This window comes from Pseudoxanthomonas sp. Root65 (assembly GCF_001427635.1).
Classification (GTDB): domain Bacteria; phylum Pseudomonadota; class Gammaproteobacteria; order Xanthomonadales; family Xanthomonadaceae; genus Pseudoxanthomonas_A.
Window position 1 is genome coordinate 118,299 of sequence record NZ_LMHA01000001.1, and the last position, 25,906, is coordinate 144,204.

Annotated in this window: 23 protein-coding genes; 21 read left to right on the plus strand and 2 right to left on the minus strand. The window is 68.8% G+C overall.

The genetic code is table 11. The features are described from left to right. Positions 1 to 86: 86 nt before the first annotated feature. Positions 87 to 1,580, plus strand: a complete 1,494-nt coding sequence (locus ASD77_RS00465; protein ID WP_055935797.1) for a GGDEF domain-containing protein — start codon at positions 87 to 89, stop codon at positions 1,578 to 1,580. A gap of 12 nt (positions 1,581 to 1,592) precedes the next feature. Here ASD77_RS00465 and ASD77_RS00470 read toward each other — a convergent pair whose 3' ends face one another. Continuing rightward, positions 1,593 to 2,288 carry an AIM24 family protein gene (locus ASD77_RS00470; protein ID WP_055935800.1) on the minus strand — a complete coding sequence of 232 codons (696 nt, stop codon included), beginning with the start codon at positions 2,286 to 2,288 and terminating at the stop codon, positions 1,593 to 1,595. Positions 2,289 to 2,371: 83 nt separating this feature from the next. Here ASD77_RS00470 and ASD77_RS00475 point away from each other — a divergent pair, with 83 nt between their 5' ends. From ASD77_RS00475 to ASD77_RS00565, 19 genes are all read left to right on the plus strand, one after another. Beyond that, positions 2,372 to 2,713: a cupin domain-containing protein gene (locus ASD77_RS00475; RefSeq protein ID WP_235578441.1), complete on the plus strand. Its 342-nt coding sequence runs from the start codon at positions 2,372 to 2,374 to the stop codon at positions 2,711 to 2,713. A 52-nt stretch (positions 2,714 to 2,765) separates the two neighbouring features. Further along, a complete protein-coding gene (gene pyrH, locus ASD77_RS00480) occupies positions 2,766 to 3,491 on the plus strand; it encodes a UMP kinase (RefSeq protein ID WP_055935806.1) in 726 nt (241 codons plus the stop codon). A 200-nt stretch (positions 3,492 to 3,691) separates the two neighbouring features. Further along, positions 3,692 to 4,621 (plus strand): cation diffusion facilitator family transporter, encoded by a 930-nt coding sequence (locus ASD77_RS00485; protein ID WP_055935810.1) that lies wholly within the window; start codon positions 3,692 to 3,694, stop codon positions 4,619 to 4,621. Positions 4,622 to 4,698: 77 nt separating this feature from the next. Then, the gene (gene frr, locus ASD77_RS00490) at positions 4,699 to 5,256 is read left to right on the plus strand and encodes a ribosome recycling factor (protein WP_055935814.1); all 558 of its coding nucleotides are present in this window, start codon (positions 4,699 to 4,701) and stop codon (positions 5,254 to 5,256) included. Positions 5,257 to 5,264: 8 nt separating this feature from the next. Then, positions 5,265 to 6,023 (plus strand): polyprenyl diphosphate synthase, encoded by a 759-nt coding sequence (gene uppS, locus ASD77_RS00495; protein WP_055935817.1) that lies wholly within the window; start codon positions 5,265 to 5,267, stop codon positions 6,021 to 6,023. Between the two features lie 13 nt (positions 6,024 to 6,036). Next, positions 6,037 to 6,903: a phosphatidate cytidylyltransferase gene (locus ASD77_RS00500; RefSeq protein WP_055935820.1), complete on the plus strand. Its 867-nt coding sequence runs from the start codon at positions 6,037 to 6,039 to the stop codon at positions 6,901 to 6,903. A gap of 2 nt (positions 6,904 to 6,905) precedes the next feature. Further along, positions 6,906 to 8,093 carry a 1-deoxy-D-xylulose-5-phosphate reductoisomerase gene (locus tag ASD77_RS00505; RefSeq protein WP_055935822.1) on the plus strand — a complete coding sequence of 396 codons (1,188 nt, stop codon included), beginning with the start codon at positions 6,906 to 6,908 and terminating at the stop codon, positions 8,091 to 8,093. Between the two features lie 13 nt (positions 8,094 to 8,106). Beyond that, positions 8,107 to 9,483, plus strand: coding sequence for an RIP metalloprotease RseP (gene rseP, locus ASD77_RS00510; protein WP_055935825.1), 1,377 nt, complete (start codon positions 8,107 to 8,109; stop codon positions 9,481 to 9,483). A 122-nt stretch (positions 9,484 to 9,605) separates the two neighbouring features. After that, on the plus strand, positions 9,606 to 12,083 hold the full coding sequence (gene bamA, locus ASD77_RS00515) for an outer membrane protein assembly factor BamA (protein ID WP_055940775.1): 2,478 nt from the start codon (positions 9,606 to 9,608) through the stop codon (positions 12,081 to 12,083). Between the two features lie 116 nt (positions 12,084 to 12,199). Continuing rightward, entirely contained in the window at positions 12,200 to 13,219 is a 1,020-nt protein-coding gene (gene lpxD, locus ASD77_RS00520; RefSeq protein ID WP_055935828.1) for a UDP-3-O-(3-hydroxymyristoyl)glucosamine N-acyltransferase, read from the plus strand. Beyond that, a complete protein-coding gene (gene fabZ / locus ASD77_RS00525) occupies positions 13,219 to 13,674 on the plus strand; it encodes a 3-hydroxyacyl-ACP dehydratase FabZ (protein ID WP_055935832.1) in 456 nt (151 codons plus the stop codon). The genes lpxD and fabZ overlap by 1 nt, the downstream gene beginning before the upstream one ends. Position 13,675: 1 nt before the next feature. Then, a complete protein-coding gene (gene lpxA / locus ASD77_RS00530) occupies positions 13,676 to 14,464 on the plus strand; it encodes an acyl-ACP--UDP-N-acetylglucosamine O-acyltransferase (protein ID WP_055935835.1) in 789 nt (262 codons plus the stop codon). Beyond that, entirely contained in the window at positions 14,461 to 15,729 is a 1,269-nt protein-coding gene (gene lpxB / locus ASD77_RS00535) for a lipid-A-disaccharide synthase (RefSeq protein ID WP_082563047.1), read from the plus strand. Before lpxA ends, lpxB begins: the two co-directional genes overlap by 4 nt. Before the next feature lie 135 nt (positions 15,730 to 15,864). Then, a complete protein-coding gene (rnhB, locus tag ASD77_RS00540) occupies positions 15,865 to 16,470 on the plus strand; it encodes a ribonuclease HII (protein WP_055935838.1) in 606 nt (201 codons plus the stop codon). A 139-nt stretch (positions 16,471 to 16,609) separates the two neighbouring features. Further along, on the plus strand, positions 16,610 to 17,020 hold the full coding sequence (locus tag ASD77_RS00545) for a hypothetical protein (RefSeq protein ID WP_055935841.1): 411 nt from the start codon (positions 16,610 to 16,612) through the stop codon (positions 17,018 to 17,020). A 182-nt stretch (positions 17,021 to 17,202) separates the two neighbouring features. Continuing rightward, entirely contained in the window at positions 17,203 to 20,760 is a 3,558-nt protein-coding gene (gene dnaE / locus ASD77_RS00550) for a DNA polymerase III subunit alpha (protein ID WP_055935843.1), read from the plus strand. A 96-nt stretch (positions 20,761 to 20,856) separates the two neighbouring features. Next, entirely contained in the window at positions 20,857 to 21,816 is a 960-nt protein-coding gene (locus tag ASD77_RS00555; protein WP_055935846.1) for an acetyl-CoA carboxylase carboxyltransferase subunit alpha, read from the plus strand. Positions 21,817 to 21,920: 104 nt separating this feature from the next. After that, positions 21,921 to 22,742 carry a class I SAM-dependent methyltransferase gene (locus tag ASD77_RS00560; protein ID WP_055935849.1) on the plus strand — a complete coding sequence of 274 codons (822 nt, stop codon included), beginning with the start codon at positions 21,921 to 21,923 and terminating at the stop codon, positions 22,740 to 22,742. Further along, positions 22,739 to 23,491 carry a tetratricopeptide repeat protein gene (locus ASD77_RS00565; protein ID WP_055935852.1) on the plus strand — a complete coding sequence of 251 codons (753 nt, stop codon included), beginning with the start codon at positions 22,739 to 22,741 and terminating at the stop codon, positions 23,489 to 23,491. Before ASD77_RS00560 ends, ASD77_RS00565 begins: the two co-directional genes overlap by 4 nt. Here ASD77_RS00565 and ASD77_RS00570 read toward each other — a convergent pair. After that, complete coding sequence (locus ASD77_RS00570) at positions 23,488 to 24,453, minus strand: GAF domain-containing protein (RefSeq protein WP_055935855.1); 966 nt, start codon at positions 24,451 to 24,453, stop codon at positions 23,488 to 23,490. The genes ASD77_RS00565 and ASD77_RS00570 overlap by 4 nt on opposite strands. A 125-nt stretch (positions 24,454 to 24,578) precedes the next feature. On the opposite strand from ASD77_RS00570, the gene tilS reads away from it, so the two are divergent. Then, positions 24,579 to 25,880 carry a tRNA lysidine(34) synthetase TilS gene (gene tilS / locus ASD77_RS00575; RefSeq protein ID WP_055935858.1) on the plus strand — a complete coding sequence of 434 codons (1,302 nt, stop codon included), beginning with the start codon at positions 24,579 to 24,581 and terminating at the stop codon, positions 25,878 to 25,880. Positions 25,881 to 25,906: the final 26 nt, after the last annotated feature.

Below are 25,906 nucleotides of genomic sequence, written 5' to 3' on the forward strand. Positions count from 1 at the left end.
CTCCGCGCCGAAACTTTCTACAAAGCTGACACTCCGTCACGCCTTGCTGGCATCCTGCCCGCCCACTTCCTGCGTACCGCCCTCGGATGCGTCCCGAACTCGAATCCCAGTTGTCGAATTGCCGCAACCTGCCAAGCCCGCCGGGCGTGGCATTGCGCATCATCGAACTGGCGCAGGATCCCGAGGTGGTGATGGCGACCGCCGCCGATACGATCGGCCTGGACGCCGCCCTGAGCGCGCGCATGCTGCGCATCGCCAATTCCCCGCTCTACGCCAGCCGTCGGCGGGTCGAGAACCTGTCGCAGGCGCTGACCGTGCTCGGCCTGAACGCCACGCTGACACTGGCGCTGGGATTTTCGCTGGCGCGCTGCGGCACCGGCACCCATCCGGCCGCGCAGGAGCGCGTCTGGCGCCGCAGCGTGATCGCCGCGCTGGCCTGCCGCCTGCTGGGCCAGCACGCCGGCATGCGCAAGGCCGAGGAACTGATGCTGGCCGGCCTGCTGCAGGACATCGGCATGCTGGCCCTGCTGGAAGTGCTGGGCGACGAGTATGCGCACCTGGTCGAGCGCACCCAGGACAATGCCGCCCTGCTCGCGGCCGAACGCGAGTGGCTGGGCTGCGACCACGCCGCGGTGGGCGGCTGGCTGGCGCGGCAGTGGAACCTGCCGGCCCTGCTGCGCGAAGCGATCCTGGAAAGCGAGGCGCCCGCGTCGGACACCACCTTCAATGCCTGCGTCGCGGTGTCCGGCCACGTCGCCGACATCTGGATCGCCGGCACCGACGAAGCGCGCACCGAAGAGGCCCATCGCAAGGCCGCCCTACAGGTCGCCACGCGGCTGGGCATGGACTACGCCGCTTTCCTGGCGCTGACCGAGGACATGATCGCCGCACTGCCCGAGGTATGCGCGATGTTCGACGTCCCGCCCGCGCCGCCCGCGCGCATCCAGGCGCTGCTGGACCAGGCGCGCGAGCTGCTGGTGGTGCGCAACCTGCGCGAGATCCAGGAGGCCGCACGCGCGCGCAAGGACGCCGACGAACACGAGGACCGCGCGCGCCGCCTGGCCGAAGAAGTCCGCCGCGATCCCCTGACCGGCGCCTACAACCGCAGCCAGCTGGAAGAAGTGCTGGAGAAGGAATTCGACGCCGCCACCCGCCACGGCTGGCCGCTGTCGATCGCCTTCATCGACCTGGACGATTTCAAGCAGGTCAACGACCGCTGGGGCCACCTGGTCGGCGACGAAGTGCTGCGCAATTTCGCCAAGTCGCTGATGCGGCATGTGCGCAGCAGCGACGTCGTGGCCCGCTATGGCGGCGAGGAATTCCTGGTCGTGCTGCCGGGCATCAACGAAGACGCCGCGGTCCACGTGGTGCGCCGCATCCTGTCCGAGGTCGCTGGCGCCGCCATGGCCCACGTCAACGGCCAGCCGCTGCACATCACGTTCTCCGCCGGCCTGGCCACGCAGGGCGCGCTGGAACAGTTCCGCCACGTCGACGACCTGCTGCGGGCCGCCGACGAAGCCCTGTATGGCGCCAAGCGGCAAGGCCGCAACCGCGTCTCGGCGGGTGCCGTCGGCACCTGACCTGCGCGGCGGTTACTGCCGCGGTTGCAGCGCGACTTCTTCGTACGGCTGCACGACCACCCAGCCGTCGCCCGCGAACCGCAGCTGGATGCTTTCGCCGGATCCACGGCCCAGCAGCGTGCCCAGCGAAATGTCGGTGATGATTTCCGGCGTCAGGCCGCCCGACCACGCCACGGTGGCGTTCGGATCGGTGAACACCGGCCCGGTCTGTGCATTCACCGGCAGCGTCAGCGGCTCGTAGTGCGAGGTGATGGCGACGATGCCATGCCCGCTCAGGCGCACGTTGAACAGGCCGCCCGACAGCATGCCGGCGACCTTGCGCATCATCGTGATGCGGCTTTCGATGCCCGACTCGGTCGCCAGCACGTCGTTGCCGTTGACGAAGATGGCCTCGCCGGCCAGCCGCAGCAGCGTGATCCGCTTACCGGCGTCGGCCAGGTAGACGCGGCCCTGGCCTTCGATCTTCATCAGCTGCATGCCCTCGCCGCTGACCGCCTTCTTCAGCAGGTTGCCCAGGCCCTGTTCCAGCACACCCTGGCGGGTGAACTTCACCGCCCCCTTGCGCGCCACCATCGCGCCGGCCTTGGCCCAGACCAGTCCGTTCAACCGGACTTCGAGCAAGTGCGGGCTTTCCAGCTCGAAGGCTTCCGGGCTGGCGTCCTTTTCGCGGGAGGAGGCGAGGAATTCCTGCAGGGTGCGCACGCTCATGACCGTTCCTTGATGGCTGCCGATGGGGACGGCCATGATAGCGGCCCCGACCCGAGGTCCCGCCCATGCCGCGCATCGTTCCCGTGCCACACACGCCCGACGCCGCCACGCGCGCGCCGGTCGCCGCCTATCGCCTGGTGGCCGGACAGCCGACGCAGGCGGTCGGCAACGCCTACTCGTCGCAGGACGCGCGGTTCCATTGCGGCGTCTGGGAGGGCGACGTGGGCGCCTGGCGCGTGCACTACACCGAGCACGAGTTCTGCCACCTGCTCAGCGGCCGTGTGCGCCTGCGCGATGACGCCGGCGATGAGGTGGTGGTGCTGGAGGCCGGCCAGAGCTTCGTAGTGCCGGCCGGTTTCAGCGGCACGTGGGACGTGCTGGAAGCCGCGCGCAAGCTCTACGCGATCTACGAACCCGGCGACTGAGGCGGCGCGCTCGGCTAGAATTGCCGCGTTTGCCCCCACGCCGAGACCCCCCATGCCCGCTCCCCTTGCCTATCGCCGCATCCTGCTCAAACTGTCCGGCGAGGCGCTGATGGGGGCCGAGGATTACGGCATCGACCCGGCCGTCATCACCCGCATCGCCCGCGAGATCATCGAGGCGCGCGACGCCGGGGCCGAGGTGGGCCTGGTGATCGGCGGCGGCAACATCTTCCGCGGCGCCGGCCTGGCGGCCGGCGGCATGGACCGCGTCACCGGCGACCAGATGGGCATGCTGGCCACGGTCATCAACGCACTGGCCATGCAGGACGCGCTGGAAAAGCTCGGCGCCAAGTGCCGCGTGATGAGCGCGATCAAGATCAACGACGTGTGCGAGGACTACATCCGCCGCCGCGCCATCCGCCATCTGGAAAAGGGCCGCATCGCGATCTTCGCGGCAGGCACCGGCAACCCGTTCTTCACCACCGACTCCGGCGCCGCCCTGCGCGCCATCGAGATCGGCGCGGACCTGCTGCTGAAGGCGACCAAGGTGGACGGCGTCTACGACAAGGATCCCAGCAAGCACGCCGACGCGGTCCGCTTCGACCAGCTGACCTACGACGAGGTGCTCGCCCGCGATCTGCAGGTGATGGACACGGCCGCGTTCGCGCTGTGCCGCGACAGCGACGTGCCGCTGCGCATCTACGACCTGTCGGTGCCCGGCAACCTGATGCGCATCCTGCGTGGCGAACACGTGGGCACGCTGGTGAAAGGCCGCGGCTGACGCAAGACGCGCCTTCTCCCGCCGAGGGGCCGTCCACGCCCTGACGGGATATCGCGGGGCGACGCTGTTCGATCAGGGTGCGGAAAAGCATCGCGGGCATGGCCCGCGTCTACAGACGGTCGTTAGGCGACAGGGGTTTCGTGTGCCCGCTTTCGCCCTGTAATAGTGTTCGCCTACTGCCACAGGCACCCTAGCCCGCGATGGGACACGGACACCACCACGGCCACGGCGCGCATGCGCATCCGCAGGCATCGGCGACGCGCACGTTCGCGTGGGTCACGCTGATCAACCTGGCCTATACCGTCGTCGAGGCGGGCTACGGCTTCCACACCAATTCGCTGGCGCTGCTGTCGGACGCGCTGCACAACCTGGGCGACGTGCTGGGCCTCGCGCTGGCCTGGGGCGCGGCCGCCCTCGCCGGCAGGCCACCGCGCGGCCGGCACACCTACGGCTGGCGTCGCGCCACCCTGCTGTCGCCACTGGCCAACGCCGTGCTGCTGATGGTCTTTTCCGGCGCGTTGGGTTGGGAGGCCTTCCGGCGCTTCAGCGCGCCGCCCGAGATCCCCGCCACGCCCGTCATCGTGATCGCCTCGCTGGGCATCCTGGTCAACCTGGGCGCCGCCTGGCTGGTGAAGGACGGCCATGCGCACGACCTCAACATGCGCGGAGCCTTCCTCCACCTGCTGGCCGACGCCGCCGTGTCGCTGGCTGCCGTGCTGGCCGGCATCGGCATGGCCACGCTGGGCTGGGCATGGCTGGACCCGGCCACGGCGCTGCTGATCGCGGTGGTGGTGGCCGTGGGCTCGTGGGGATTGCTGCGGGACAGTTTCGACGCCGCGATGGACGCCGTGCCCGGCAGCGTGGATCCGGAGGAAGTCCGCGCATTCCTGCAGGACCAGCCCGGCGTGTCCGCGGTGCATCACCTGCACATCTGGCCGCTGGGCGCCAACGAGATCGCCCTGACCGCGCACCTGGTGCGCGCGCGGGAGGACGACCACGACGCCTTCCTCGATGCCACCGTGCACGCGCTGGACGACCGCTTCGGCGTCAATCACGCCACCCTGCAGATCGAACGCGGGACCGGCTGCGGCCACGACCGGCACGATGCGGCGCCGCATCATTCGCACTGAACGGTCCGCCGAAGGTCGGCAACGGCCCCGAATCGCCCTATAATCGGTCGTTTACAGGCTTTGCAACGGAAAGGGCGATGCTCAACGACATCAAGAAAGACGCGCAGGCGCGCATGACCAAGAGCATCGAGGCGCTCCGCCACACGCTGGTGAAGGTCCGCACCGGCCGCGCGTCGACGGCCCTGGTCGAGCACCTGAAGGTCAACTACTACGGCTCCGACGTGCCGCTGAGCCAGGTGGCGACAGTGTCGGTGTCCGACTCCCGTTCGCTGACCATCACCCCGTGGGAAAAGCAGATCGTCGGCGCGGTCGAGAAGGCCATCCTGGCCTCCGACCTGGGCCTGACCCCGAACACCGCCGGCACCACCATCCGCCTGAACCTGCCCGCCCTCACCGAGGAGCGCCGCAAGGAACTGTCCAAGGTGGTCCATGGCGAAGGCGAGGATGCCAAGGTCGCCATCCGCAACATCCGTCGCGATGCCAACCAGCAGGTCAAAGACCTGCTGAAGGACAAGCAGATCACCGAAGACGAAGAGCGCCGGACCGAAGAAGAGATCCAGAAGCTCACCGACAAGTCCATCAAGGACGTCGATGACGTGGTCAAGGCCAAGGAGCAGGAACTGATGGCGGTCTGAGGACTGCCATGTCCCCTGCCGTTCCCGCGTCCGCGCCCCGCCACCTGGCCGTCATCATGGACGGCAACGGGCGCTGGGCCGAACGCCGTCGCCGCCCCCGCGTGATCGGCCACCGCGCCGGCGCGCGCGCGGTCAACACCTGCATCGACTTCTGCCTGGAGCGCGGCATCGGCGCGCTGACCCTGTTCGCGTTCTCCAGCGAGAACTGGGGCCGGCCCGAGGAGGAAGTCGGCGCGCTGATGAAGCTGTTCCTCAACGCGCTGGACCGCGAGGTCGACGAACTGCACCGGCGCCAGGTGCGGGTACGCTTCATCGGCGACCGCACGCGGTTCTCGCCCGACATCCGCGCACGCATGGACGCCGCCGAGGCGCTGACCCGAGACAACCTGCGCCTGCACCTGGTCATCGCCGCCAGTTACGGCGGACGCCAGGACATCGCGCAGGCAGCGCGCGCGCTGGCGGCAGAGGTCGCCGCCGGCCGACTGCGGCCGGAGGACATCGACGAAGCCGCGCTTGGCGCGCACGTCGCGCTGGCCGACCTGCCGCCGCCCGATCTGTTCATCCGTACCGGCGGCGACCACCGCATCAGCAATTTCCTGCTGTGGCAGCTGGCGTACACCGAACTCTGGTTCACCGACGTGCTGTGGCCCGACCTGGATGCCACGCTGCTGCAGCGCGCGCTGGACGACTTCGCGCAGCGCGAGCGCCGCTTCGGCCTGACCAGCGCCCAAGTCACCGGCAGCGCCACCGAGCACAGCCCCGCATGAAAGCGAGCCCCGCATGAGCGCGACCCGTACCCGTGTCATCGCCGCGCTCGTCATGGCGCCGTTCGCCATCGGCGCCATCCTGCTGCTGCCCACGAGCTGGTTGGCGATGCTGGCGGCGCTGGTGTTCCTGGTCGGGCTGTGGGAATGGTTCAAGCTCGCCGAAATCGACGATACCCTGCAGCGCACGGTGCTGCTGACCGCCAACCTGCTGGTGATGGTGGCCCTGGTGTGGGCATCGCGCGGCTCCGGCGATGCCACCGACCTGGTGCCGCTGCGCCTGATGGCGCTGGCCGGGGTGGTCTGGTGGCTGCTCGCGCTGCTGTGGCTGCGTTTCTTCAGCTTCGCGTCCGACCACGAGACCTGGGCCCGCGTGTTCAAGCTGGCGGCGGGAACGCTCGCGGTGGTGCCGGCCTGGTGCGCGCTGGGGCTGATCCATTACAACAACAACGAGCCCAACGGGCCCGCCTGGCTGTTCGTCGCGCTGGCCATCGTGTGGGCCGCCGACAGCGGTGCCTACTTCGCGGGGCGACACTTCGGCGGGCGCTGGTTCAAGGGCCGCAAGCTGGCCCCGCGGATCAGTCCCAACAAGACCCTGGAAGGCCTGCTGGGCGGCCTGGCTGCCGGCATGCTGGTGGCCGCCGTTGGCGGGTTGATCGCGGGTGCCGGCGCCGGCCAGCTCCCCGGTGTGCTGGTGGTGGCCGTGTTCACGGTGCTGTTCTCGGTGGTGGGCGATCTGTTCGAGAGCCTGTTGAAGCGGCATGTCGGCGCCAAGGACTCGGGCGACCTGATCCCGGGCCACGGCGGCGTGCTCGACCGCATCGACGGCGTGCTGGCCGCCCTGCCCATCTTCGTGTTGGGCAAGGAAGTCTTCGGATTCTGAGCATGACCGCGCCTGCTCTCCGCAACGTGGCGGTCCTGGGCGCGACGGGCTCGATTGGCGCGTCGGCGCTGGACGTCATCGCGCGCCATCCGGATCGCTATCGCGCCAGCGTGCTGGCGGCCGGGGGCAACGTGGAGGCACTGCTCGCCCTGTGCGTCGCGCATCGCCCCGCGGATGCCGTGATTGCCGACGAAGCCCTGTATGCGCGGCTGCGCGACGGCCTGTCCGAGGCCGGCCTGCCCACGCGTGCCCATGCCGGCATGGCCGCACTCGACACGCTGGTGGCGGCGCCGGAATGCGACATCGTGGTGGCCGCCATCGTCGGGGCCGCCGGGCTGTCGTCCACGCTGGCCGCCGCGCGCGCGGGCAAGCGCCTGCTGCTGGCCAACAAGGAGTCGCTGGTGCTCGCCGGCGAGCTGGTGACCGCCGCCGCCGACGCCGCAGGCGCCGAGATCATCCCGATCGACAGCGAACACAACGCCATCTTCCAGTGCCTGCGTTCACGACAGGCTCAGGCCGACGTCAGCCGCATCGTGCTGACCGCGTCGGGCGGTCCGTTCCGCGGTTGCAGCCGGGCCGACCTGGCGCAGGTCACGCGCGAGCAGGCCGTCGCCCACCCCAAATGGTCGATGGGTCCGAAGATCTCTGTGGATTCGGCCACGCTGATGAACAAGGGGCTGGAGCTGATCGAAGCCCACCATCTGTTCGGCGTCGGCCGCGAACGGCTGGACGTGCTGGTGCATCCGCAGAGCCTGGTGCATTCGCTGGTGGAATTCGTCGACGGCTCCACGCTGGCGCAGCTCGGCCTGCCCGACATGCGCACCTCGCTGGCGGTCGGCCTGGGGTGGCCGGAACGGATCGGCTCGGGCGTGGGCGGACTGGACCTGCTGAAGCACGCGCGACTGGATTTCGAGGCGCCGGACACCGACGCCTTCCCCTGCCTGCAGTTGGCCTGGGACGCCATGGCCGCGGGCGGAACCGCGCCGGCCGTGCTGAACGCTGCGAACGAAGTCGCAGTTTCAGCCTTTCTTCAGGGCCAGATCGGTTTCCTATCCATCCCCGCGCTGGTCGAGGATGCCCTCACCGCGCTGCCCGCGGCGCCGGCGGATTCGCTGGACGTGCTGCTGGCAGCCGACGCCGAGGCACGCCGGCTGACCACGCGCAATCTCGCAAGCCACCTCTCCGCATGAGCGCCGACATCCGATGAGTGAAGTGCTGGGCTCAATCTTGTGGATGATCGTGGCGCTGGGCGTGCTGGTCACGTTCCACGAATTCGGCCACTACTGGGTGGCGCGCCGCTGTGGCGTGAAGGTGCTGCGCTTTTCGGTGGGCTTCGGCAAGCCGCTGTGGTCGCGCCGCGACCGCCATGGCACCGAGTTTGCGGTCGCCGCCATCCCGTTGGGGGGCTACGTGAAGATGCTGGACGAGGCCGAGGGCGAGGTCCCGGCGGCGCAACTAGACGAGGCCTTCAACCGCAAGTCCGTCTGGCAGCGCATCGCCGTGGTCGCGGCCGGCCCGCTGGCGAACATCCTGCTGTGCGTAATCCTGCTGTGGGCGATGTTCGTGATCGGCAAGCAGGACTACTCGGCCACGCTGGGCAGCGTCTCGGGTATCGCCGCCGATGCCGGTTTCCAGCGCGGCGACCGCATCGTCCGGGTCGGCGACCGCGCGATCGACACCTGGACCGATGCCTCCATTGTGCTGACCAAGGCCGCGATCGATGGCGACGACCTGCCCGTGCAGGTCGAGACCGCGTCGGGCGCGATCGTGACCCGCACCCTGGCGCTGTCCCGGCTGCCGGCCGGCTTTGACCAGGAGAACGCCATCGGCCTCAGCGGGCTGGTCTGGCAGCACTGGGTCACGCCGGCGGTCATCGGCAAGGTCACGCCCGACTCGGTCGCCGATGGCGTGCTGAAGGTCGGCGACACGGTGACCGCCGTGGACGGCCAGCGGGTGCACGGGTTCGACGACATCGCCCGCCAGGTCGATGCGCTGGGCAAGCGCGGCGGCGCAGCCATGGTCGAGGTGGACCGTGCCGGCGAGCGGCTCGCCTTCGAACTGGCGCCGCGCTGGACCCAGCACCCCGAGGCCGGCAAGGGTCACTACTGGGCGCTGGGCCTGGCTCCCCCCGACAAGATCCAGATGCCGGCCTACGACGCCCAGCTCCACTTCGGCCCGCTGGCCGCAGTCCCGGCCGCCCTGCGCGAGACCGGCAAGCTGACCTCGGACTCGCTGGGCATGATCCGCCGCATGCTGACCGGCGATGCCTCGCTGAAGAACGTGTCCGGCCCGATCACCATCGCCCAGGTCGCCAATGTCTCGGCCCAGCGGGGGCCGGACTGGTTCCTCTGGTTCCTGGCGGCGATGTCCCTGAGCCTGGCCATCATCAACCTGCTGCCGATCCCCGTCTTGGACGGCGGCCACCTGCTGTATTACCTTATCGAATTGGTCAAGGGCAGCCCCTTGAGCGAGCGCCACATGGTGGCCGGACAATACGTGGGCCTGGCGGCACTGGCGGGCCTGATGGGACTGGCGTTCTACAACGACATCCTGCGTCTGATGACGCGTCTGGTGACCTGATGCCCCTGAACTTCCACGGGCCGGCCCGCTCCAAGGTGGCCGCCCCTCCCCTTGCGACACCCCGGACCGCTGCCCTGCGGTCCACTCCTGCGCTGCAGGAACCACCCCAACCGGATGTAATGATGACGCGACTGCCTTCCCGCCGCCTGCTTGCCCTCGCCCTGGCTTCGGCCATCGCCATGCCGGCACTGGCCCAGACGACGGAACCCGCTGCCGCGCCCGTGGCCGCCGCGCCGCTGAGCAACGCCTCGTTCACAGCGACCGACATCCGCATCGATGGCCTGCAGCGCATCTCGACGGGTACCGCCCTCACCTACCTGCCGATCGAGCGCGGTGACGTCGTCACGCCGGCCAGCGTGGGCGAATCCATCCGCGCGCTGTACAAGACCGGCTTCTTCGAGGACGTGAAGCTCGACCGCCAGGGCGACATCCTCGTGGTCACGGTCACCGAGCGCCCGGCGATCAACAAGCTGACCCTGACCGGCAACAAGGACATCAAGACCGAAGACCTGATGTCCGGCCTGAAGGACATCGGCCTGGCCGAGGGCGAGACCTTCGACCGCCTCAGCCTGGACCGGGTGACGCAGGAACTGGTGCGCCAGTACAACAACCGCGGCAAGTACAACGTCGAGATCACGCCCACCGTCAGCCCGCTGGACCGCAACCGCGTGGACGTCACCATCGCGGTCAAGGAAGGCAAGGCCGCCAAGATCAAGCACGTCAATGTCGTCGGTGCCGAGAAGTTCGAGACCGAAGACCTGCTGGAGAACTGGGAGTCCAAGGAATCCAGCTGGCTGTCGTGGTACCGCCGCGACGACCAGTACTCGAAGGAAAAGCTCTCCGGCGACATGGAGCGCCTGAATTCCTGGTACCTCGACCGCGGCTACGTGGACTTCAACATCGACTCCACCCAGGTGTCGATCAGTCCCGACAAGCGCGACATGTTCATCACCGCGGGCATCACCGAAGGCGAGCAGTACAAGATTTCCGACGTCAAGGTCACCGGCGACACGGTGCTGCCGAAGGAAGAGATCGAGAAGCTGGTGATCGTTAAGCCGGAGCAGACGTTCTCGCGCATCCTGCTGGAAATGACGGCCGACTCGATCACCGCCACGCTCGGCAACATCGGCCACGCCTTCGCGCAGGTCAACCCGATCCCCACGGTCGACCGCGAGAACCGCACCGTCGCGATCAACCTGCAGGTGGTGCCGGGTCCGCGCGTCAACGTGCGCCGCATCCTGTTCAAGGGCAACACGCGCACCTCCGACGAGGTCCTGCGCCGCGAGATGCGCCAGTTCGAGGGCAGCTGGTTCTCGCAGGTCGCCGTGGACCGCTCGCGGGTGCGTCTGCGCCGTCTGGGCTATTTCGAGACGGTCGACGTGGAAACCACGCCGGTCCCCGGCACCAACGACCAGGTCGACGTGGTCTTCAACGTCAAGGAAACCACCTCGGGCAGCTTCGTGTTCGGCCTGGGCTACTCGCAGCTGTCGGGCCTGACCACGTCGATCCAGCTGTCGCAGAACAACTTCCTGGGCGGCGGCAACCGCGTGTCGGTCGAAGCGCAGCGCAGCGATTACCTGCAGCGCTATTCGTTCTCGTACACCAATCCGTTCTTCACCGACGAAGGCATGTCGCTGGGCTACAACCTGTGGTGGCGCGAGTTCGACTACTCGGACTTCAACACCGCCCAGTACTCCACCACCAGCGCGGCCGCGCAGGGCATCCTGGGCCTGCCGATCACCGAGAACGATACCGTCTCGCTGCTGTTCGGCGTCGACAGCAACGAGATCCTGACCTTCGGCGGCTCCACGCCGCAGACGATCATCGATTACATCGATGCCGTCGGCCAGCGCACGTTCCACGCCTGGCGTGCCGAAGTGGGCTGGGCGCGCGACACCCGCAACGACTACTTCATGCCGACCGGCGGCACCTACCAGCGCGTCTCCGCCGAGGTCGCGCTGCCCGGCTCCACCGTGCAGTACTACAAGCTCAACTACGAGTTCTCCAAGTACTGGTCGCTCAGCCCGGCGTTCGTGCTGAACACCCGTGCCGAACTCGGCTACGGCGACAGCTACGGCTCGGACATCTACCGCTACATCTGCCGAGTGAACGGCTCCGATCCGCAGATCCCCGGCCAGCCGCCCACCACACCTTCGGCGGATGGCACCTGCGCCGACGGCGGCACGCTGGACCGGACGCTGGTGGCCACCGGCCTGCCGTTCTTCGAGAACTTCTATGCCGGTGGCACGCGCTCGGTGCGCGGCTTCCGCGACAACACGCTGGGTCCGCGCTCGGAAGTCATCTCCGGCTTCCGCGGCCAGCCGCTGGGCGGCTCGCTGAAGACCACCGGGTCGGTGGAGTTGATCTTCCCGAAGCTGTTCGATTCCAACGCGGCCCGCGTCTCTGCGTTCTTCGACTTCGGCAACGTGTTCGACGGCGTGGACAACTTCGACGCCGGCGAGCTGCGCGCGTCTGCGGGCGTGGCGTTGCTGTGGCGCGCGCCGGTCGGCCCGATCTCGATCAGCTACGCCTTCCCGCTCAAGAAGGAAGACGACGACGAGGTCGAACGCCTGCAGTTCACCTTCGGCGGCGGTTTCTGACCGCAGCGCTGCGCGACCCGGGTGGCAAGAAGGGGGGCGGAAGCCCCCCTTCTGCTGTCCACCATACGCCCCCGTGGAAGCGGTTCTGGAACGTCAGGGGCTAAACTACGCGGCCTATGACCCCTCCTTCCTTCACCTCCGGCGAACTCGCCGACCGCTTCGGCCTGGACCTGCGCGGCGATGCAGGCCTGCGCATCGACGGCGTGGCCACGCTGGCGCGTGCCGAACCGGGGCAGCTCGCCTTCCTCGCCAACAGCCGCTACCGCGCCCAGCTGGCGGACAGTCGCGCCAGCCTGGTGGTGCTGCGCGCCGAGGATGCCGCCGATGCGACCGGCGCCGTGCTGGTCGCGAAGGATCCCTACACCGCGTTCGCCAAGATGGCGGCGCTGTTCGAACGCAAGCCGCTCCGCGAAGCCGGCATCCACCCGAGCGCTGTCATCGATCCGAGCGCGCGCGTCGCGCCAGGCGCCCATGTGGGCCCGTTCGTCATGGTGGGGGCACGCAGCGTCATCGGCGAGGGCAGCGTGCTCGGGCCGGGCTGCGTGATCGGCGACGATTGCGTGGTCGGCGAGGGCTGCGAACTGGTCGCGCGCGTCACCCTGGTCACGCGCGTGCGGCTGGGCCAGCGCGTGCTGGTGCATCCGGGGGCCGTGATCGGCGCCGACGGCTTCGGCCTGGCGATGGACAGCGGCCACTGGATCAAGGTGCCGCAGCTGGGTGGCGTGGTGATCGGCGACGACTGCGAGATCGGCGCCAACACGACCATCGACCGCGGCGCGCTGGACGACACGGTGCTGGAAGAAGACGTCCGCCTCGACAACCAGATCCAGATCGGCCACAACGTGCGCATCGGCGCGCACACGGCGATGGCCGGCTGCAGCGCCGCCGCCGGCAGTGCGCGCATCGGCCGCTACTGCCTGATCGGTGGCGCCGCCGGGGTGCTGGGCCACCTGGAGATCTGCGACCGCGTGGTGATCACCGCCATGTCGCTGGTGACCAGCTCGATCACCGAGCCCGGCGAGTATTCCAGCGGCACACCGCTGACCGACAACCGTACCTGGCGCAAGAACGCCGCCCGCTTCAAGCAACTGGACGCCTTGGCACGACGCGTGCTGGCGGCCGACAAGGAAACCTGATGACCCTGGACCTGCAACTGCCCGTCGACGCGGCCACCATCCGCAAGCTGCTGCCGCACCGCTACCCGTTCCTGCTGGTGGACCGCGTGGTGGAGTTCGAGAAGGACAAGCGCGTGCTGGCCTACAAGAACATCACCCAGAACGAGCCGTTCTTCACCGGCCACTTCCCGGACCGTCCGATCATGCCGGGCGTGCTAATCATCGAGGCGCTGGCGCAGGCCGGCGGCCTGCTGACCCAGCTGTCGCACCAGGGCGATACCGCAGGCCGCATGTTCTACATGGTGAAGGTGGAGAACGCGCGCTTCACCCGCATGGTGGTGCCCGGCGACCGCCTGGACCTGGACGTCACGCTGAAGCGCCTGATCCGCAACATGGCCTTCTACACCGGCGTAGCCTCGGTCAATGGCGAGCAGGTCGCCTGCGCCGACGTGCTGTGCGCCGAGGACACCCGCTGAGATGAGCGCCCCCACCGCCATCCATCCCAGCGCGGTCGTCGACCCCGGTGCGGTGCTGGGCGAAGGCGTGCGCGTCGGGCCGTTCGCCTATGTCGGGCCGGAGGTCGAGATCGGTGACGGCACGGTGATCGGTCCGCACTGCACGGTCACCGGCCCCACGCGCATCGGACGCGACAACGTGTTCGTCGGCCATGCCGCCATCGGCGGCGATCCGCAGGACAAGAAGTTCAAGGGCGAGCGCGTCGAACTGGTCATCGGCGACCGCAACCAGGTGCGCGAGTTCGTCACTCTCAACCGCGGCACCGGCAGCGGTGGCGGCATCACCCGCGTGGGCAGCGACAACATGCTGCTCGCCTACACGCACGTGGCGCACGACTGCATCGTCGGCAACCACTGCGTGTTCTCCAACAACTCCACGCTGGCCGGCCACGTGACCGTGGAGGACTGGGTGATCATGAGCGGTTTCGCCGGCGTGCACCAGTTCTGCCGCGTGGGCGCGCATGCGTTCATCGGCATGGGTGTGCTGCTGAGCGGCGACGTGCCGCCGTTCACCATGGTCGCCGGCGACGCGGCCGGCCGGCCGCGCGGCATCAACAGCGAAGGCCTCAAGCGGCGCGGCTTCGACGCCGACCGCATCGCCGCCATCAAGCGCGCCTACCGCACGCTGTACGTCGCCGGCCTGCCGCTGGCGGAAGCCAAGCAGCAGTTGGCCGAACAGGCGCAGGCCAGCGATGACGTGAAGGCGCTGCTGCAGTTCATCGAAAGCGGCGACCGGCCGTTGCAGCGGTGAGTGCCGGGAATCGGGATTCGGGATTCGGGAACGGGCAGGCCGGCTCTCCGTCCGCGCCCCTCGCCTCCTCCCTCAGTCATTCCCCCTTCCCGATTCCCGCCAACCGTGGTGTACGCATCGCGCTGTGCGCCGGCGAGGCGTCCGGTGATGGCCTCGGCGCAGGATTGATTGCTGCGCTGCGTGCGCGGTTCCCCCACGCCGAATTCGCCGGCATCGGCGGCGATGCGATGCGTGCCGCGGGCTGCGACACGTGGTTCGAGGCGAACGAACTGGCCGTGATGGGCCTGGCCGAAGTGCTGCGCCACCTGCCGCGGCTGCTACGCCTGCGCAAGGCGTTCCGCCAGCGCGTGCTGGACTGGAAGCCCGACGTCTACGTCGGCATCGATGCGCCCGACTTCAACCTGGGGATCGAGCGCTGGCTGAAAGCGCGCGGCGTGCGCACCGTGCACTACGTCAGTCCGTCGGTCTGGGCATGGCGCGAGAAGCGCGCCGAAAAGATCGGCCACAGCGCCGACCGCGTGCTCTGCCTGTTCCCGATGGAACCGCCGATCTATGCCAAGCATGGCACCGATGCGCGCTTCGTCGGCCATCCGATGGCGGACGAGATTCCCTTGCAACCGGATCGTGCAGCGGCTCGCATGGCGCTTGGACTGGCAGCCGATGCACCGATACTCGCCGTACTGCCCGGCAGCCGGCTCGGCGAGATCGGCCGGCTGGCGCCGGCCTTTTTCGACGCGGCAAGCCGCGTGGCTGCACAGATGCCCGGACTGCAGATCGTGGTGCCCGCCGCCAATGCCGCCTGCCGCCAGGCGCTGGCATCGCAGTTCGCTGCCCACGGTGCCGATGCGGCCTGGCACCTGCTGGATGGCCGCGCGCGCGAGGCGATGATCGCCAGCGATGTGGTGCTGCTCGCCTCGGGCACGGCGACGCTGGAAGCCATGCTGTGCAAGCGGCCGATGGTGGTGGGCTACCGCATCGCGCCGCTGACCTACCGCATCGTCAAGGGCCTGGGGATGCTGAAGGTGGAGCGTTACGCGCTGCCGAACGTGCTGGCCGGCGAAGACATCGCGCCTGAGCTGATGCAGGACGACTGCACGCCGGAACTTCTGTCGGCGGCTGTCCTCCACTGGTTCCGCGAGCCGGAGGCCGCTGCGGCCCTGCAACCGACCTACCGGCGGCTGCATGAGCAGTTGCGCCAGGATGCCTCGGCGAGCGCCGCCGATGCGGTGGCGGAGCTGGTCTCGGCTTCTGTAGGAGCGACGTAAGTCGCGACGGCACGCCATGCACGTCAATCCTTCTTCGTCTGCTCCGGAACTTCGCGTTCGCGTCCCAACTCGTCGCCGCGTGCACATCCTTTGCGCGGTCGCGACTCACGTCGCTCCTACAGAAGGCGCGCCGCGATGACCTCGGCGTCGCTGTTCCCCGATCCTGTCGTCCGCCTCGTTGCCGGTGTGGACGAAGCAGGGCGCGGCCCTCTCGCCGGCCCGGTCGCCGTCGGAGCGGTGATCCTGGACGCATCGCGCCCCATCGACGGTTTGAACGACTCCAAGCAACTCAGCGAGGCGAAGCGTGAGGCGCTGTTTCCACTGATCCAGGAGCGCGCGCTCGCCTGGCACGTCGTGTTCGTCGAGCCCGACGAGATCGACCGCCTCAACATCCTGCAGGCCACGCTGGAAGGCATGCGTCGTGCCGTCATGGCGTTGCAGCCGTTTCCGGAGCTGGTGCGGATCGACGGCAACCGCGCGCCGAAGGGACTCGACTGCATGGCGGAGACGCTGGTCGGCGGCGATGCCATCGAGCCGGCGATCATGGCCGCCTCGATCCTGGCGAAAGTGTCGCGCGATCGCCTGATGGTGCGACTGCACGCGGCGTTTCCGCAGTACGGGTTCGACGTGCACAAGGGATATCCCACGCCCGCGCATCTGTCCGCACTGGCGGCGCATGGCCCCTGTGCGCATCACCGCCGCAGTTTTGCGCCCGTACGCAAGGTGCTCGACCGGCGCTGACGCGGCGGATGACCATCGGCACGGTGCCCATGGTCACGATGGCTTCCAGCAGGCGCGCCGCTTGTGCCGCACGGGCACCATGGCCCTGCATCCCGCGCCCGATCCCGCACGGGAGCCCTCTTCCCCCACGAGGTGCGCCATGCCACTGCTGAACACCGTCATCCCCTCCCCGTCCACCGTCCCACCTCCCTTCGACGACGCGCGCGTGCAGCTGCTGCGCAGCCTGCTGGCTGACCGCGACTGGTCGCAGGCCTCCGTCCTGCGCCAGCCCCTGCAGCAGGCGCTGGCGCTGCTGAGTGCGCCCGGCGGCGGCGCCCTCGACGAAGCCACCTGGCTGCTGGTCGCCGACGAAACAGCGCGCTACCTCGACTTCCGCCGCCTGCGGAACCTCGAAGCGCAGCTGCGCGGATGCCCGCCCGAAGCGCTGCAGTACACCCGCGCCGACTGGGAAGCCGCCCGCATGGCCGAAGCCGCGCTGGAATCGCACCTGCGGCAGGTCCGGCTGGGCAGTTACGCCCCCGAAGCGGTGCCGATGTTCCGTATCCACTGACTCATGGCGCGGCCCATGCCGTCGCGCCCACCCCACCCCGAGCCCTCGGGTTTCCCCAATGCCGCCTTTCCCCGGGCGGCTTTTTTTTCGTCCCGACAGGTCCGTTCCGCGACGCCGGAATGTCAAGCCTTGCCGCACCCCACCCCCGCCGGTACGCTGCCCCGACAGTACCCCGAGCCGGCATGTCTTCCCGTTTCGTCCACCTCCACCTGCACACCGAGTTTTCGCTCGCGGATTCGATCATCCGCGTGCCCGAGAAACCGGATCATGCCGACCCGAAGAAGGCCAAACAGGCCAACCTGCTGAGCCGGGCGGTGGAACTGGGCATGCCCGCGCTGGCGGTCACCGACCGCAACAACCTGTTCGCGCTGGTGAAGTTCTACAAGGCCGCCGAAGGGGTCGGCATCAAGCCCATCGCCGGCGCCGACGTGATGGTCGCCGAGGGCAACGAAGCCCCGTGGCCGGTGACGCTGCTGTGCCGTGACCGCGAAGGCTACCTGTCGCTGTCGCGCGTGCTGTCGCGCGCCTGGCTGGAGGGCCATCGCACCGACGGCGTCGCCATCGACCCGGAGTGGCTGCGCACCGACCACCAGGGCCTGTTCGCGATCATGGGCCGCCAGAGCCTGGCCGGACGCCTCGCGCTGACCGGTCGCCACGACCTGGCCGAACAGCATCTGGCCGACTGGCAACGCGCTTTCGGCGACGACCTGCACCTGGAACTGACCCGCACGCAGCGCGACGGCGAAGAAGCGTTCAACGCCTTCGCCCTGCATGCCGCCGGCGCGCGCGGGCTGCCGGTGATCGCCAGCAACGACGTGCGCTTCCTGTCGCCGGACGACTTCGACGCGCACGAGGCGCGCGTCTGCATCGCCTCCGGTCGTGTGCTGGACGATCCCAAGCGTCCGAAGGAGTACAGCGCCGAGCAGTACATGAAGTCGGGCGAACAGATGGCGGCGCTGTTCGCCGACGTGCCGGACGCGATCGACAACACGCTGGCGCTGGCGCAGCGCTGCAACATCGAGATGCGGCTGGGCACGTACTTCCTGCCCGCCTATCCGGTGCCCGACGACGAGACGCTGGACAGCTGGATCCGCCGCCAGTCGCACGACGGCCTGAAGGCGCGGCTTGAAAAGAATCCGCTGGCGCCGGGCCATACCCGCGAGGATTACGAGCAGCGGCTGGATTTCGAGCTGGACACCATCTGCAAGATGGGCTTCCCTGGCTACTTCCTGATCGTGGCCGACTTCATCCAGTGGGGCAAGAACCACGGCATCCCGATCGGTCCCGGCCGCGGTTCCGGTGCCGGCTCGCTGGTGGCGTGGGCGCTGCAGATCACCGACCTGGACCCGCTGCCGTACGGGCTGCTGTTCGAGCGCTTCCTCAACCCGGAACGCGTGTCGATGCCCGACTTCGACATCGATTTCTGCATGGACCGGCGCGACGAGGTGATCGACTACGTCGCGCGCAAGTACGGCCGCGACCGCGTCAGCCAGATCATCACCTACGGCACGATGGCGGCCAAGGCGGTGGTGCGCGATGCCGGCCGCGTGCTGGGCTTCCCGTACGGCCTGGTCGACGGCGTGGCCAAGCTGATCCCCAACATCCTGGGCGTCTCGCTGAAGGACGCGATGGGCGAAGGCAGCAGCGAGGCCGCCTCGCAGGAGCTGATCGACCGCTACCGCGACGAGGACGACGTCCGCGACCTGATCGACCTGGCGCGCCAGCTCGAAGACCTCACCCGCAACGCCGGCAAGCACGCCGGCGGCGTGGTCATCGCGCCCTCGCCGCTGTCGGACTTCTGCCCGCTGTTCGCCGAACACGACGAAGGCGGCCGCGGCAAGAATCCGGTCACCCAGTTCGACAAGGACGACGTGGAAGCCGTCGGCCTGGTGAAGTTCGACTTCCTCGGCCTGCGCACACTGACCATCATCGACTGGGCGGTGAAGGCGATCAACGAACGCCACGCGCGCGCCGGCGTACCGCCGGTGGACATCACCACCATCCCGCTGGACGATGCCAGCGTGTACCGCGACGTATTCGCCAACGGCAACACCGGCTCGGTGTTCCAGTTCGAATCCACCGGCATGCGGCGTGCGCTGAAGGAAGCCAAGCCCGACCGCTTCGAGGACCTGATCGCGCTGAACGCGCTTTACCGCCCCGGCCCGATGGACATGATTCCGTCGTTCGTCGAGCGCAAGCACGGCCGCGAGGAATTCGAGTATCCCGACCCGCGCACGCGGACCATGCTGGAAGAGACCTACGGCATCATGGTCTACCAGGAGCAGGTCATGCAGATGGCGCAGATCGTCGGCGGCTACTCGCTGGGCGGCGCCGACCTGCTGCGCCGCGCGATGGGCAAGAAGGTGCCGGCCGAAATGGCCAAGCACCGCGAGATCTTCCGCGAGGGCGCCGCCAAGGGTGGCGTGGACGAGCGCAAGGCCGACGAAATCTTCGACCTGATGGAGAAGTTTGCCGGCTACGGCTTCAACAAGTCGCACGCCGCCGCGTACTCGCTGGTCGCCTACCAGACGGCCTGGCTGAAGAAGCACTACCCGGCCGAGTTCATGGCCGCCACGCTGTCGTCCGACATGGACAAGACCGAGAAGGTGGTCGGCTTCCTCGACGAAGCGCGCGGCCTGGGCCTAAACGTGCGGCCGCCGGACGTGAACCATTCGGACTTCATGTTCGTGGCCACGGATGCCAATACCGTCCGCTACGGCCTGGGCGCAGTGAAGGGCGTCGGTCAGGGCGTGTGCGAGAGCATCGTCGAGGCGCGCAGGGAAGGCGGCGACTTCCGCGACCTGTTCGATTTCTGCAAGCGGGTCGACTCGTCCAAGCTCAACAAGCGCGCACTGGAAGCGCTGATCAACGCCGGCGCGCTCGACGCGCTTGGCCGCAACCGCGCCTCGCTGGCGCTGCAGCTGCCGGAGGTGCTGAAGGCCATCGACCAGATCAGCAAGAACCGCAATGCGGGCATCGTCGACATGTTCGGCTCCAGCAACGGCGGCGACGACATCCATGTGGAACTGCCGGATACGGACGAATGGCCGCTGATGCAGGTGCTGCATGGCGAGCGCGAGACGCTGGGTCACTACCTCAGTGGCCATCCGATGGACCCGTACCGCGACGACCTGCGCTCGCTGGTCGGCAACGACCTGAGCGAACTCGACCGTATCTGGTCCAGCTCCTCCGGCGGCGACAAGAAGGGTTGGCGACCGGAGGTCAACGCGATCGTCGCAGGCCAGGTGGTCGGCATCCGCCGTAAGGGCGACAGCCAGGTCTTCGTGCAACTGGAGGACGGCCGCGGCCGCATCGAATGCAGCGCGTTCTCCGATGCGCTGGCCGAGTTCGGGGCGCTGATGACGCGCGACCGCGTGCTGGTCATCAAGGGTGGCCTGCGCGAGGACGAATTCAGCGGCGGCTACAGCCTGCGCATCCGCCAGGTGTGGGATTACGCCCAGCTCTGCCAGCAGCACGCGCACCGCCTGCAGCTGCGGCTGGACCTGCGCGTGCCGGGCTTGTGGGAACGGGTCGATGCCCTGCTGTCGCGGCACCGTCCCGGCGGCACGCCGCTGCGCCTGGACCTGCTGATGGCCACCGGCACCTCGGCCATCGCCGGCATGCTGGACCTCAACGGCCAGAAGGCCGTGCGCGTGGACGCGGAACTGCTCGACGCGCTGCGTTCGATGCCCGGCGTGCGCGCGGCCAAGCCCGCGTTCCATCGCCCGTGGGCGAACTGACGCACCGCGTGCGCGGCGTCACGGCCCTACCCCCCCGTACGTGACCGCCGGAGCGCTTCGGCTACACTTTCCCCCTTTCCGGCCCATGGCCCGCAGATGAATCCGAACTACCTCGATTTCGAACAGCCCATCGCCGATCTGGAAGCCAGGATCCAGGATCTGCGCGCCGCCAGCACGGGCCCGGCGGTGAATGTCGATGCCGAGGTGCATGCCCTGCAGGACAAGCTGCGGGTGCGCACGGCGCAGATCTTCCGCGACCTGTCGCCGTGGCAGGTCTCGCAGCTGGCCCGCCACCCGGCGCGCCCGTACACGCTGGACTACATCAAGGTGTTCTGCGACGAGTTCCAGGAACTGGCCGGCGACCGCGCCTTCGCCGACGATGCCGCCATCGTCGGCGGCCTGGGCCGCATCGATGGCCGCAGCGTGATGATCATCGGCCACCAGAAGGGCCGCGACACCAAGAGCAAGATCGCGCGCAACTTCGGCATGCCGCGCCCCGAGGGCTACCGCAAGGCGCTGCGGCTGATGAAGATGGCCGAGCGTTTCAAGCTGCCGCTGCTGACCTTCATCGACACCCCGGGCGCCTATCCGGGCGTGGGTGCGGAAGAGCGTGGACAGTCCGAGGCCATCGCCCGCAATCTGATGGAAATGGCCGAACTGAAGATCCCGATCATCTGCACGGTGATCGGCGAAGGCGGCAGCGGCGGCGCGCTGGCCATCGGTGTCGGCGACCGCACGCTGATGCTGGAGTACGGCACCTATTCGGTGATCTCGCCGGAAGGCTGCGCCTCGATCCTGTGGAAGGACGCCGCCAAGGCCAAAGACGCCGCCGAGCAGCTCGGCCTGACCGCCAAGCGTCTGCATGGCCTGGGCCTGGTCGACAAGGTCGTGCGCGAACCCATCGGCGGCGCGCATCGCAACCCGCGCCAGATGGCGGTCCGCCTCAAGGCCGTGCTGCTCAACGAACTGGACGCGCTGGAACAACTGCCGGTCGAGGAGTTGCTGCAGAAGCGCTACGAGCGCCTGCGCGGTTACGGCGCGTACGAGGCGGCCTGAGCCGACGTACGGCGGGATCGGCTTGCGCCGGTCCACCGGCACCGCGATGTTCCATGGGGATGGAATGAGGCGGCACTGATGAGGCGCCACAGGGGGAAGGGGGAATGAGCGAGTCGATCGACCGCATCAACAGGAAGACCATGACCACCGCGTCGGTGGTCACCCACTACGCGCGTCCCTGGGACCTCAGCAAGGCCGAACAGGCCACGTTCGAGCGGGTGGCCGCGCAGGCGAAGGACCAGCCCATCCTGGACATCGGCGTCGGCGGCGGGCGCACGGTGGCCGCCCTGCGCCGCATCAGCCACGACTACCTGGGCATCGATTACAGCCAGGGCATGGTGGACGCCTGCCGGCAACGGTTCCCGGACGCACGTTTCGAGCTCGCCGATGCGCGCGCACTGTCGGACGTGGCCGATGCGTCGATCTTCCTCGCCGTCTTCAGCTGCAATGGCATCGGCATGGTGTCGCACGCCGACCGCCTGCTGATCCTGCGCGAAGTCCAGCGCGTGCTGCTCCCCGGTGGCTTCTTCGTGTTCTCCACCCACAATCGCAACTCGCCCGAGTGCCGGCGTGGATTCCTGTTCCCACCGTTCGACTGGTCATTCAACCCGCTGCGCCTGGCGGTACGGTCGCTGCGCTTCACCGGTGAAACCGTGCTGCGCATGCGCAATCGCAGGCGCCACCATCCGCACGAAGTGCACGCCGACGACTACTCGGTCATCAACGATGTCTGCCACCACTACAGCACCCTGCTGTACTACCTGACCTTGGCAAAGCAGCGCCAGCAACTGGTGGACGCGGGCTTCGAGGCCGATGCCGAGGCCTACGACCTCAGCGGGCGACGCATCGTGGACGATACCGTGGATGACTCGATCGCACTGATCGCACGCAAGCCGTCCGTGCCCCTGCCCCAAGGCCGCCCATGAGCCCACTCCTCCTGCTTTCCTTCGCCCTGCAGATCGCCTGCTGCGTGCACGTGGTGCGCACCGGGCGCCCGCTGTACTGGGTCTTCATCCTGCTGGTGTTCTCGTTCCTCGCGGTGATCATCTACTTCATCGCCGAAATCCTGCCCGACCTGCGCCATAGCCCCTCGGCGCGGCGCACGGTGCGCTCGGTGCGAGACCGCATCGATCCGGATCGCGACCGGCGCGATGCCGCGCGACTGCTCAAGGCCTCGGACACGCCCGAGAACCGGCGCCGGCTGGCCGAGGAAAGCCTGCGCAGCGGCGACTACGCGCAGGCCTGCGAACTCTACGAGCAGGCGCTGAAAGGCCTGTATGCGACCGACCCGGACCTGATGCTGGGACTGGCGAAGTCGCAGTTCGGCCTGGGCGACTCGGCTAAGGCACGCGCCACGCTGGACGCGCTGATCGCCGCCAATCCCGGGTTCCGCTCCGCCGACGGCCATCTGTTGTATGCGCGCGCCGTCGAGGACACCGCCGACGCGGCGGCCGCCATACACGAATACGAAGCCGTCGTGCAGGGCTACCCGGGCGAGGAAGCCCGCGCCCGCTTCGGCCTGCTGTTGAAGCGGCAGGGCGATCACGCCCGCGCGCGCAGCGTGTTCCAGGAAATCCTCGACCGCTCCGACGCCGCGCCCCGCTACTACCAGCGCGAGCAACGCGACTGGATCGAGGTTGCCAAGCGGGAGCTGGCCGCACTGGCGCGCAGTTAAGCAGCCGCGCGGTCGTTAGCTGCCGCATCCTTCTGCAGGCTGAGGTCTTCTTCAGCCCTCGCATAGACCCGATGCAGGGCCTCGCCCGAGGCGGCGGTCGCCGTACCTACGAGCAGCGACAGGCCTTCGCGCCTGCCGGCGTCACGCGCGACCGTACGCAGCGCCTGGATGCGCGACTCCACGCCGTCGCCGTGCAGGAGAGCGACGTATTCCGGACTGTCGGTGACGCGACTGACGTGGTCGCCCAGCTCCGCCGCCACACAGGCATCGAACTCCGGCGCCATGCCCTGCAGCTGCCGCTCCAGCGTGCGTTCGCCTATCCGGCGCGCGGCGTCGGCCATGCCCTGCAGCTCGATGATGGCCACCGCATACGCAGGGCATGGTGAAGGTGCCGGTGCACTGGGCGTCGCAACGACGGGGGAGATCTCCGGCTGCAGCGCAGCGATTGCCCGTGCATCGTGATGAGCGCGGTGCGCATCTAGTAGCGCCATCGTCACCCGCGCCAGCGCGCGCAACGAGGCTTTCTGCTGGCTGTTGAGGCGGCGTGGTTGCGTGTCGACCACGCACACGGTGCCGATGGCCTCACCCTTGTCCGTCACCAACGGCATGCCGGCGTAAAAGCGTGCCTTGACCTCGCCCGTGACGATGGGGAAATAGTTGAAGCGCGCATCCTCGTTGAGATCCTGCACTTCCAACAATTCGTCCGGCTGGCGGATCGCGTGGTCGCAGACGGCGGTGTCCCGCGTGGTCTGGTGTTCGTCCAGTCCGATGCGGGCCTTGAACCACTGCCGGTCGCGGTCGATCAGCGAGACCACGGCGATCGGCGTACCACACAGGGCGGCAGCCACGTTCACCAGGTCGTCATAGACGGTGGCCGGCAGGCTGTCGACCACGTGGTAGCGGTCGAGGGCGTGCTGGCGGCGGGTTTCCTGCGCAACCGGGGAGGCGGTCGAAGCCGTCATGCGTTCTCCTTCGTGTCGATGGCACCTGCCATGGTCGCCGCTGGTCGGTTCAGAACCTGTCAACGGCGCGCGCATTGCAGCGGCGACCGGCTGCGCAGCATGCGCATCGCCGCTAGCATGGCGGCATGTCCCGTCCCGACGCGCCCATTCCCATCCTGTCACCGCCCCTGGCGACGGGGCGCGTCCGGGTGGCCTTCAGCGGTGGACTCGATTCGACCGTGCTGTTGCACCGGCTGGCGCACGATCCGGTCGCGCGCCGGCACGGACTGGATGCCATCCACGTGCACCACGGACTGCATGCCGACGCCGATGCCTGGGCCGCGCATTGCAAGGCCCTGTGCGCGACGCTCGACGTACCGCTGCAGATCCGTCGCGTCCACGTGGACACGACGCGGGGCGAGGGCGTGGAAGCGGCGGCGCGACGTGCGCGCCACGCGGCCTTCTCCGACGTCATGCAGGCCGGCGACATCCTCGCTCTCGCCCATCATCGCGATGACCAGGCGGAAACCTTCCTGCTGCGCGCACTGCGCGCGTCCGGCCCGGATGGCCTGGCGGCGATGCGGCCGTGGCGCGCGTTCGGCGCGGGGTGGGCATGGCGTCCACTGCTGGACGTACCGCGCTCCGCGCTGGAGGCGTATGCGCGCGCGGCATCGCTGGCGTGGATCGAAGACCCCAGCAATGCCGGCACGACGTTCGACCGCAATTTCCTGCGCCACGAGGTGTTGCCGTTGCTGCGGCAGCGTTGGCCGCAGGCGGACGCCGCCTTCGCGCGCAGCGCCGCACTGAGTGCCGAAGCGGCCGACCTGCTGTCACGGCAGGACCGCGAACTGCTCGCCCTCGCCGCCACGCTGGACCCGGCCGCGCTGGCGGTGGCGCCCCTGCGCCATGCCTCCGCCGCGTCGCGCGCACGTGCGTTGCGATGCTGGATCGAAGGGCTTCGCCTGCCACCGCTGCCCGCCGAAGGCGTGGCCCGCATCGACGAGGACCTGCTGGACGCACGCGCCGACGCGCAGGCCGAGTTCGCCTGGCAGGGTGCGGTGGTGCGGCGCTGGCGCGGCCTGCTGCACGCCGAACGCCTGCGCCCCGCCTTGCCGGATGACTGGCAGGCCGACTGGGATGGCACCGCACCGTTCCAGCTGCCGGATGGCGGCGTGCTGGCGCTGCAGGACGAAGGCGAGCCGTTCGAGACGCCGCTACGACTGGCGGCCCGTCGTGGCGGCGAGCGCATCGCCCTGCCCGGCCGCCCGCACCGGCATGCCCTCAAGGACGTGCTGCAGTCGCTGGGCGTGCCGCCGTGGGAACGGCGCCAGTTGCCGCTGCTCTGGCGCGGCGATGCGCTCTGGGCCGCCGGCGACCTGGTGCTGTCGGCCGACTGCGACGCCTGGCTGCGCGCGCGCGTCACGCGCCTGACCTGGCGTCGCGGCTGACCTGGCGTCGCGGCTGACCTGACGCC

Coding starts and splice junctions, on each gene's coding strand:
- lpxD (WP_055935828.1), top strand. CDS start 12,200: ATGACCCCTCCTTCCTTCACCTCCGGCGAACTCGCCGACCGCTTCGGC.
- ASD77_RS00560 (WP_055935849.1), top strand. CDS start 21,921: ATGAGCGAGTCGATCGACCGCATCAACAGGAAGACCATGACCACCGCG.
- rnhB (WP_055935838.1), top strand. CDS start 15,865: ATGACCTCGGCGTCGCTGTTCCCCGATCCTGTCGTCCGCCTCGTTGCC.
- ASD77_RS00470 (WP_055935800.1), bottom strand. CDS start 2,288: ATGAGCGTGCGCACCCTGCAGGAATTCCTCGCCTCCTCCCGCGAAAAG.
- ASD77_RS00545 (WP_055935841.1), top strand. CDS start 16,610: ATGCCACTGCTGAACACCGTCATCCCCTCCCCGTCCACCGTCCCACCT.
- ASD77_RS00500 (WP_055935820.1), top strand. CDS start 6,037: ATGAGCGCGACCCGTACCCGTGTCATCGCCGCGCTCGTCATGGCGCCG.
- ASD77_RS00565 (WP_055935852.1), top strand. CDS start 22,739: ATGAGCCCACTCCTCCTGCTTTCCTTCGCCCTGCAGATCGCCTGCTGC.
- ASD77_RS00570 (WP_055935855.1), bottom strand. CDS start 24,453: ATGACGGCTTCGACCGCCTCCCCGGTTGCGCAGGAAACCCGCCGCCAG.
- frr (WP_055935814.1), top strand. CDS start 4,699: ATGCTCAACGACATCAAGAAAGACGCGCAGGCGCGCATGACCAAGAGC.
- pyrH (WP_055935806.1), top strand. CDS start 2,766: ATGCCCGCTCCCCTTGCCTATCGCCGCATCCTGCTCAAACTGTCCGGC.
- rseP (WP_055935825.1), top strand. CDS start 8,107: ATGAGTGAAGTGCTGGGCTCAATCTTGTGGATGATCGTGGCGCTGGGC.
- dnaE (WP_055935843.1), top strand. CDS start 17,203: ATGTCTTCCCGTTTCGTCCACCTCCACCTGCACACCGAGTTTTCGCTC.
- ASD77_RS00555 (WP_055935846.1), top strand. CDS start 20,857: ATGAATCCGAACTACCTCGATTTCGAACAGCCCATCGCCGATCTGGAA.
- tilS (WP_055935858.1), top strand. CDS start 24,579: ATGTCCCGTCCCGACGCGCCCATTCCCATCCTGTCACCGCCCCTGGCG.
- fabZ (WP_055935832.1), top strand. CDS start 13,219: ATGACCCTGGACCTGCAACTGCCCGTCGACGCGGCCACCATCCGCAAG.
- bamA (WP_055940775.1), top strand. CDS start 9,606: ATGACGCGACTGCCTTCCCGCCGCCTGCTTGCCCTCGCCCTGGCTTCG.
- ASD77_RS00485 (WP_055935810.1), top strand. CDS start 3,692: ATGGGACACGGACACCACCACGGCCACGGCGCGCATGCGCATCCGCAG.
- ASD77_RS00505 (WP_055935822.1), top strand. CDS start 6,906: ATGACCGCGCCTGCTCTCCGCAACGTGGCGGTCCTGGGCGCGACGGGC.
- ASD77_RS00465 (WP_055935797.1), top strand. CDS start 87: ATGCGTCCCGAACTCGAATCCCAGTTGTCGAATTGCCGCAACCTGCCA.
- uppS (WP_055935817.1), top strand. CDS start 5,265: ATGTCCCCTGCCGTTCCCGCGTCCGCGCCCCGCCACCTGGCCGTCATC.
- lpxA (WP_055935835.1), top strand. CDS start 13,676: ATGAGCGCCCCCACCGCCATCCATCCCAGCGCGGTCGTCGACCCCGGT.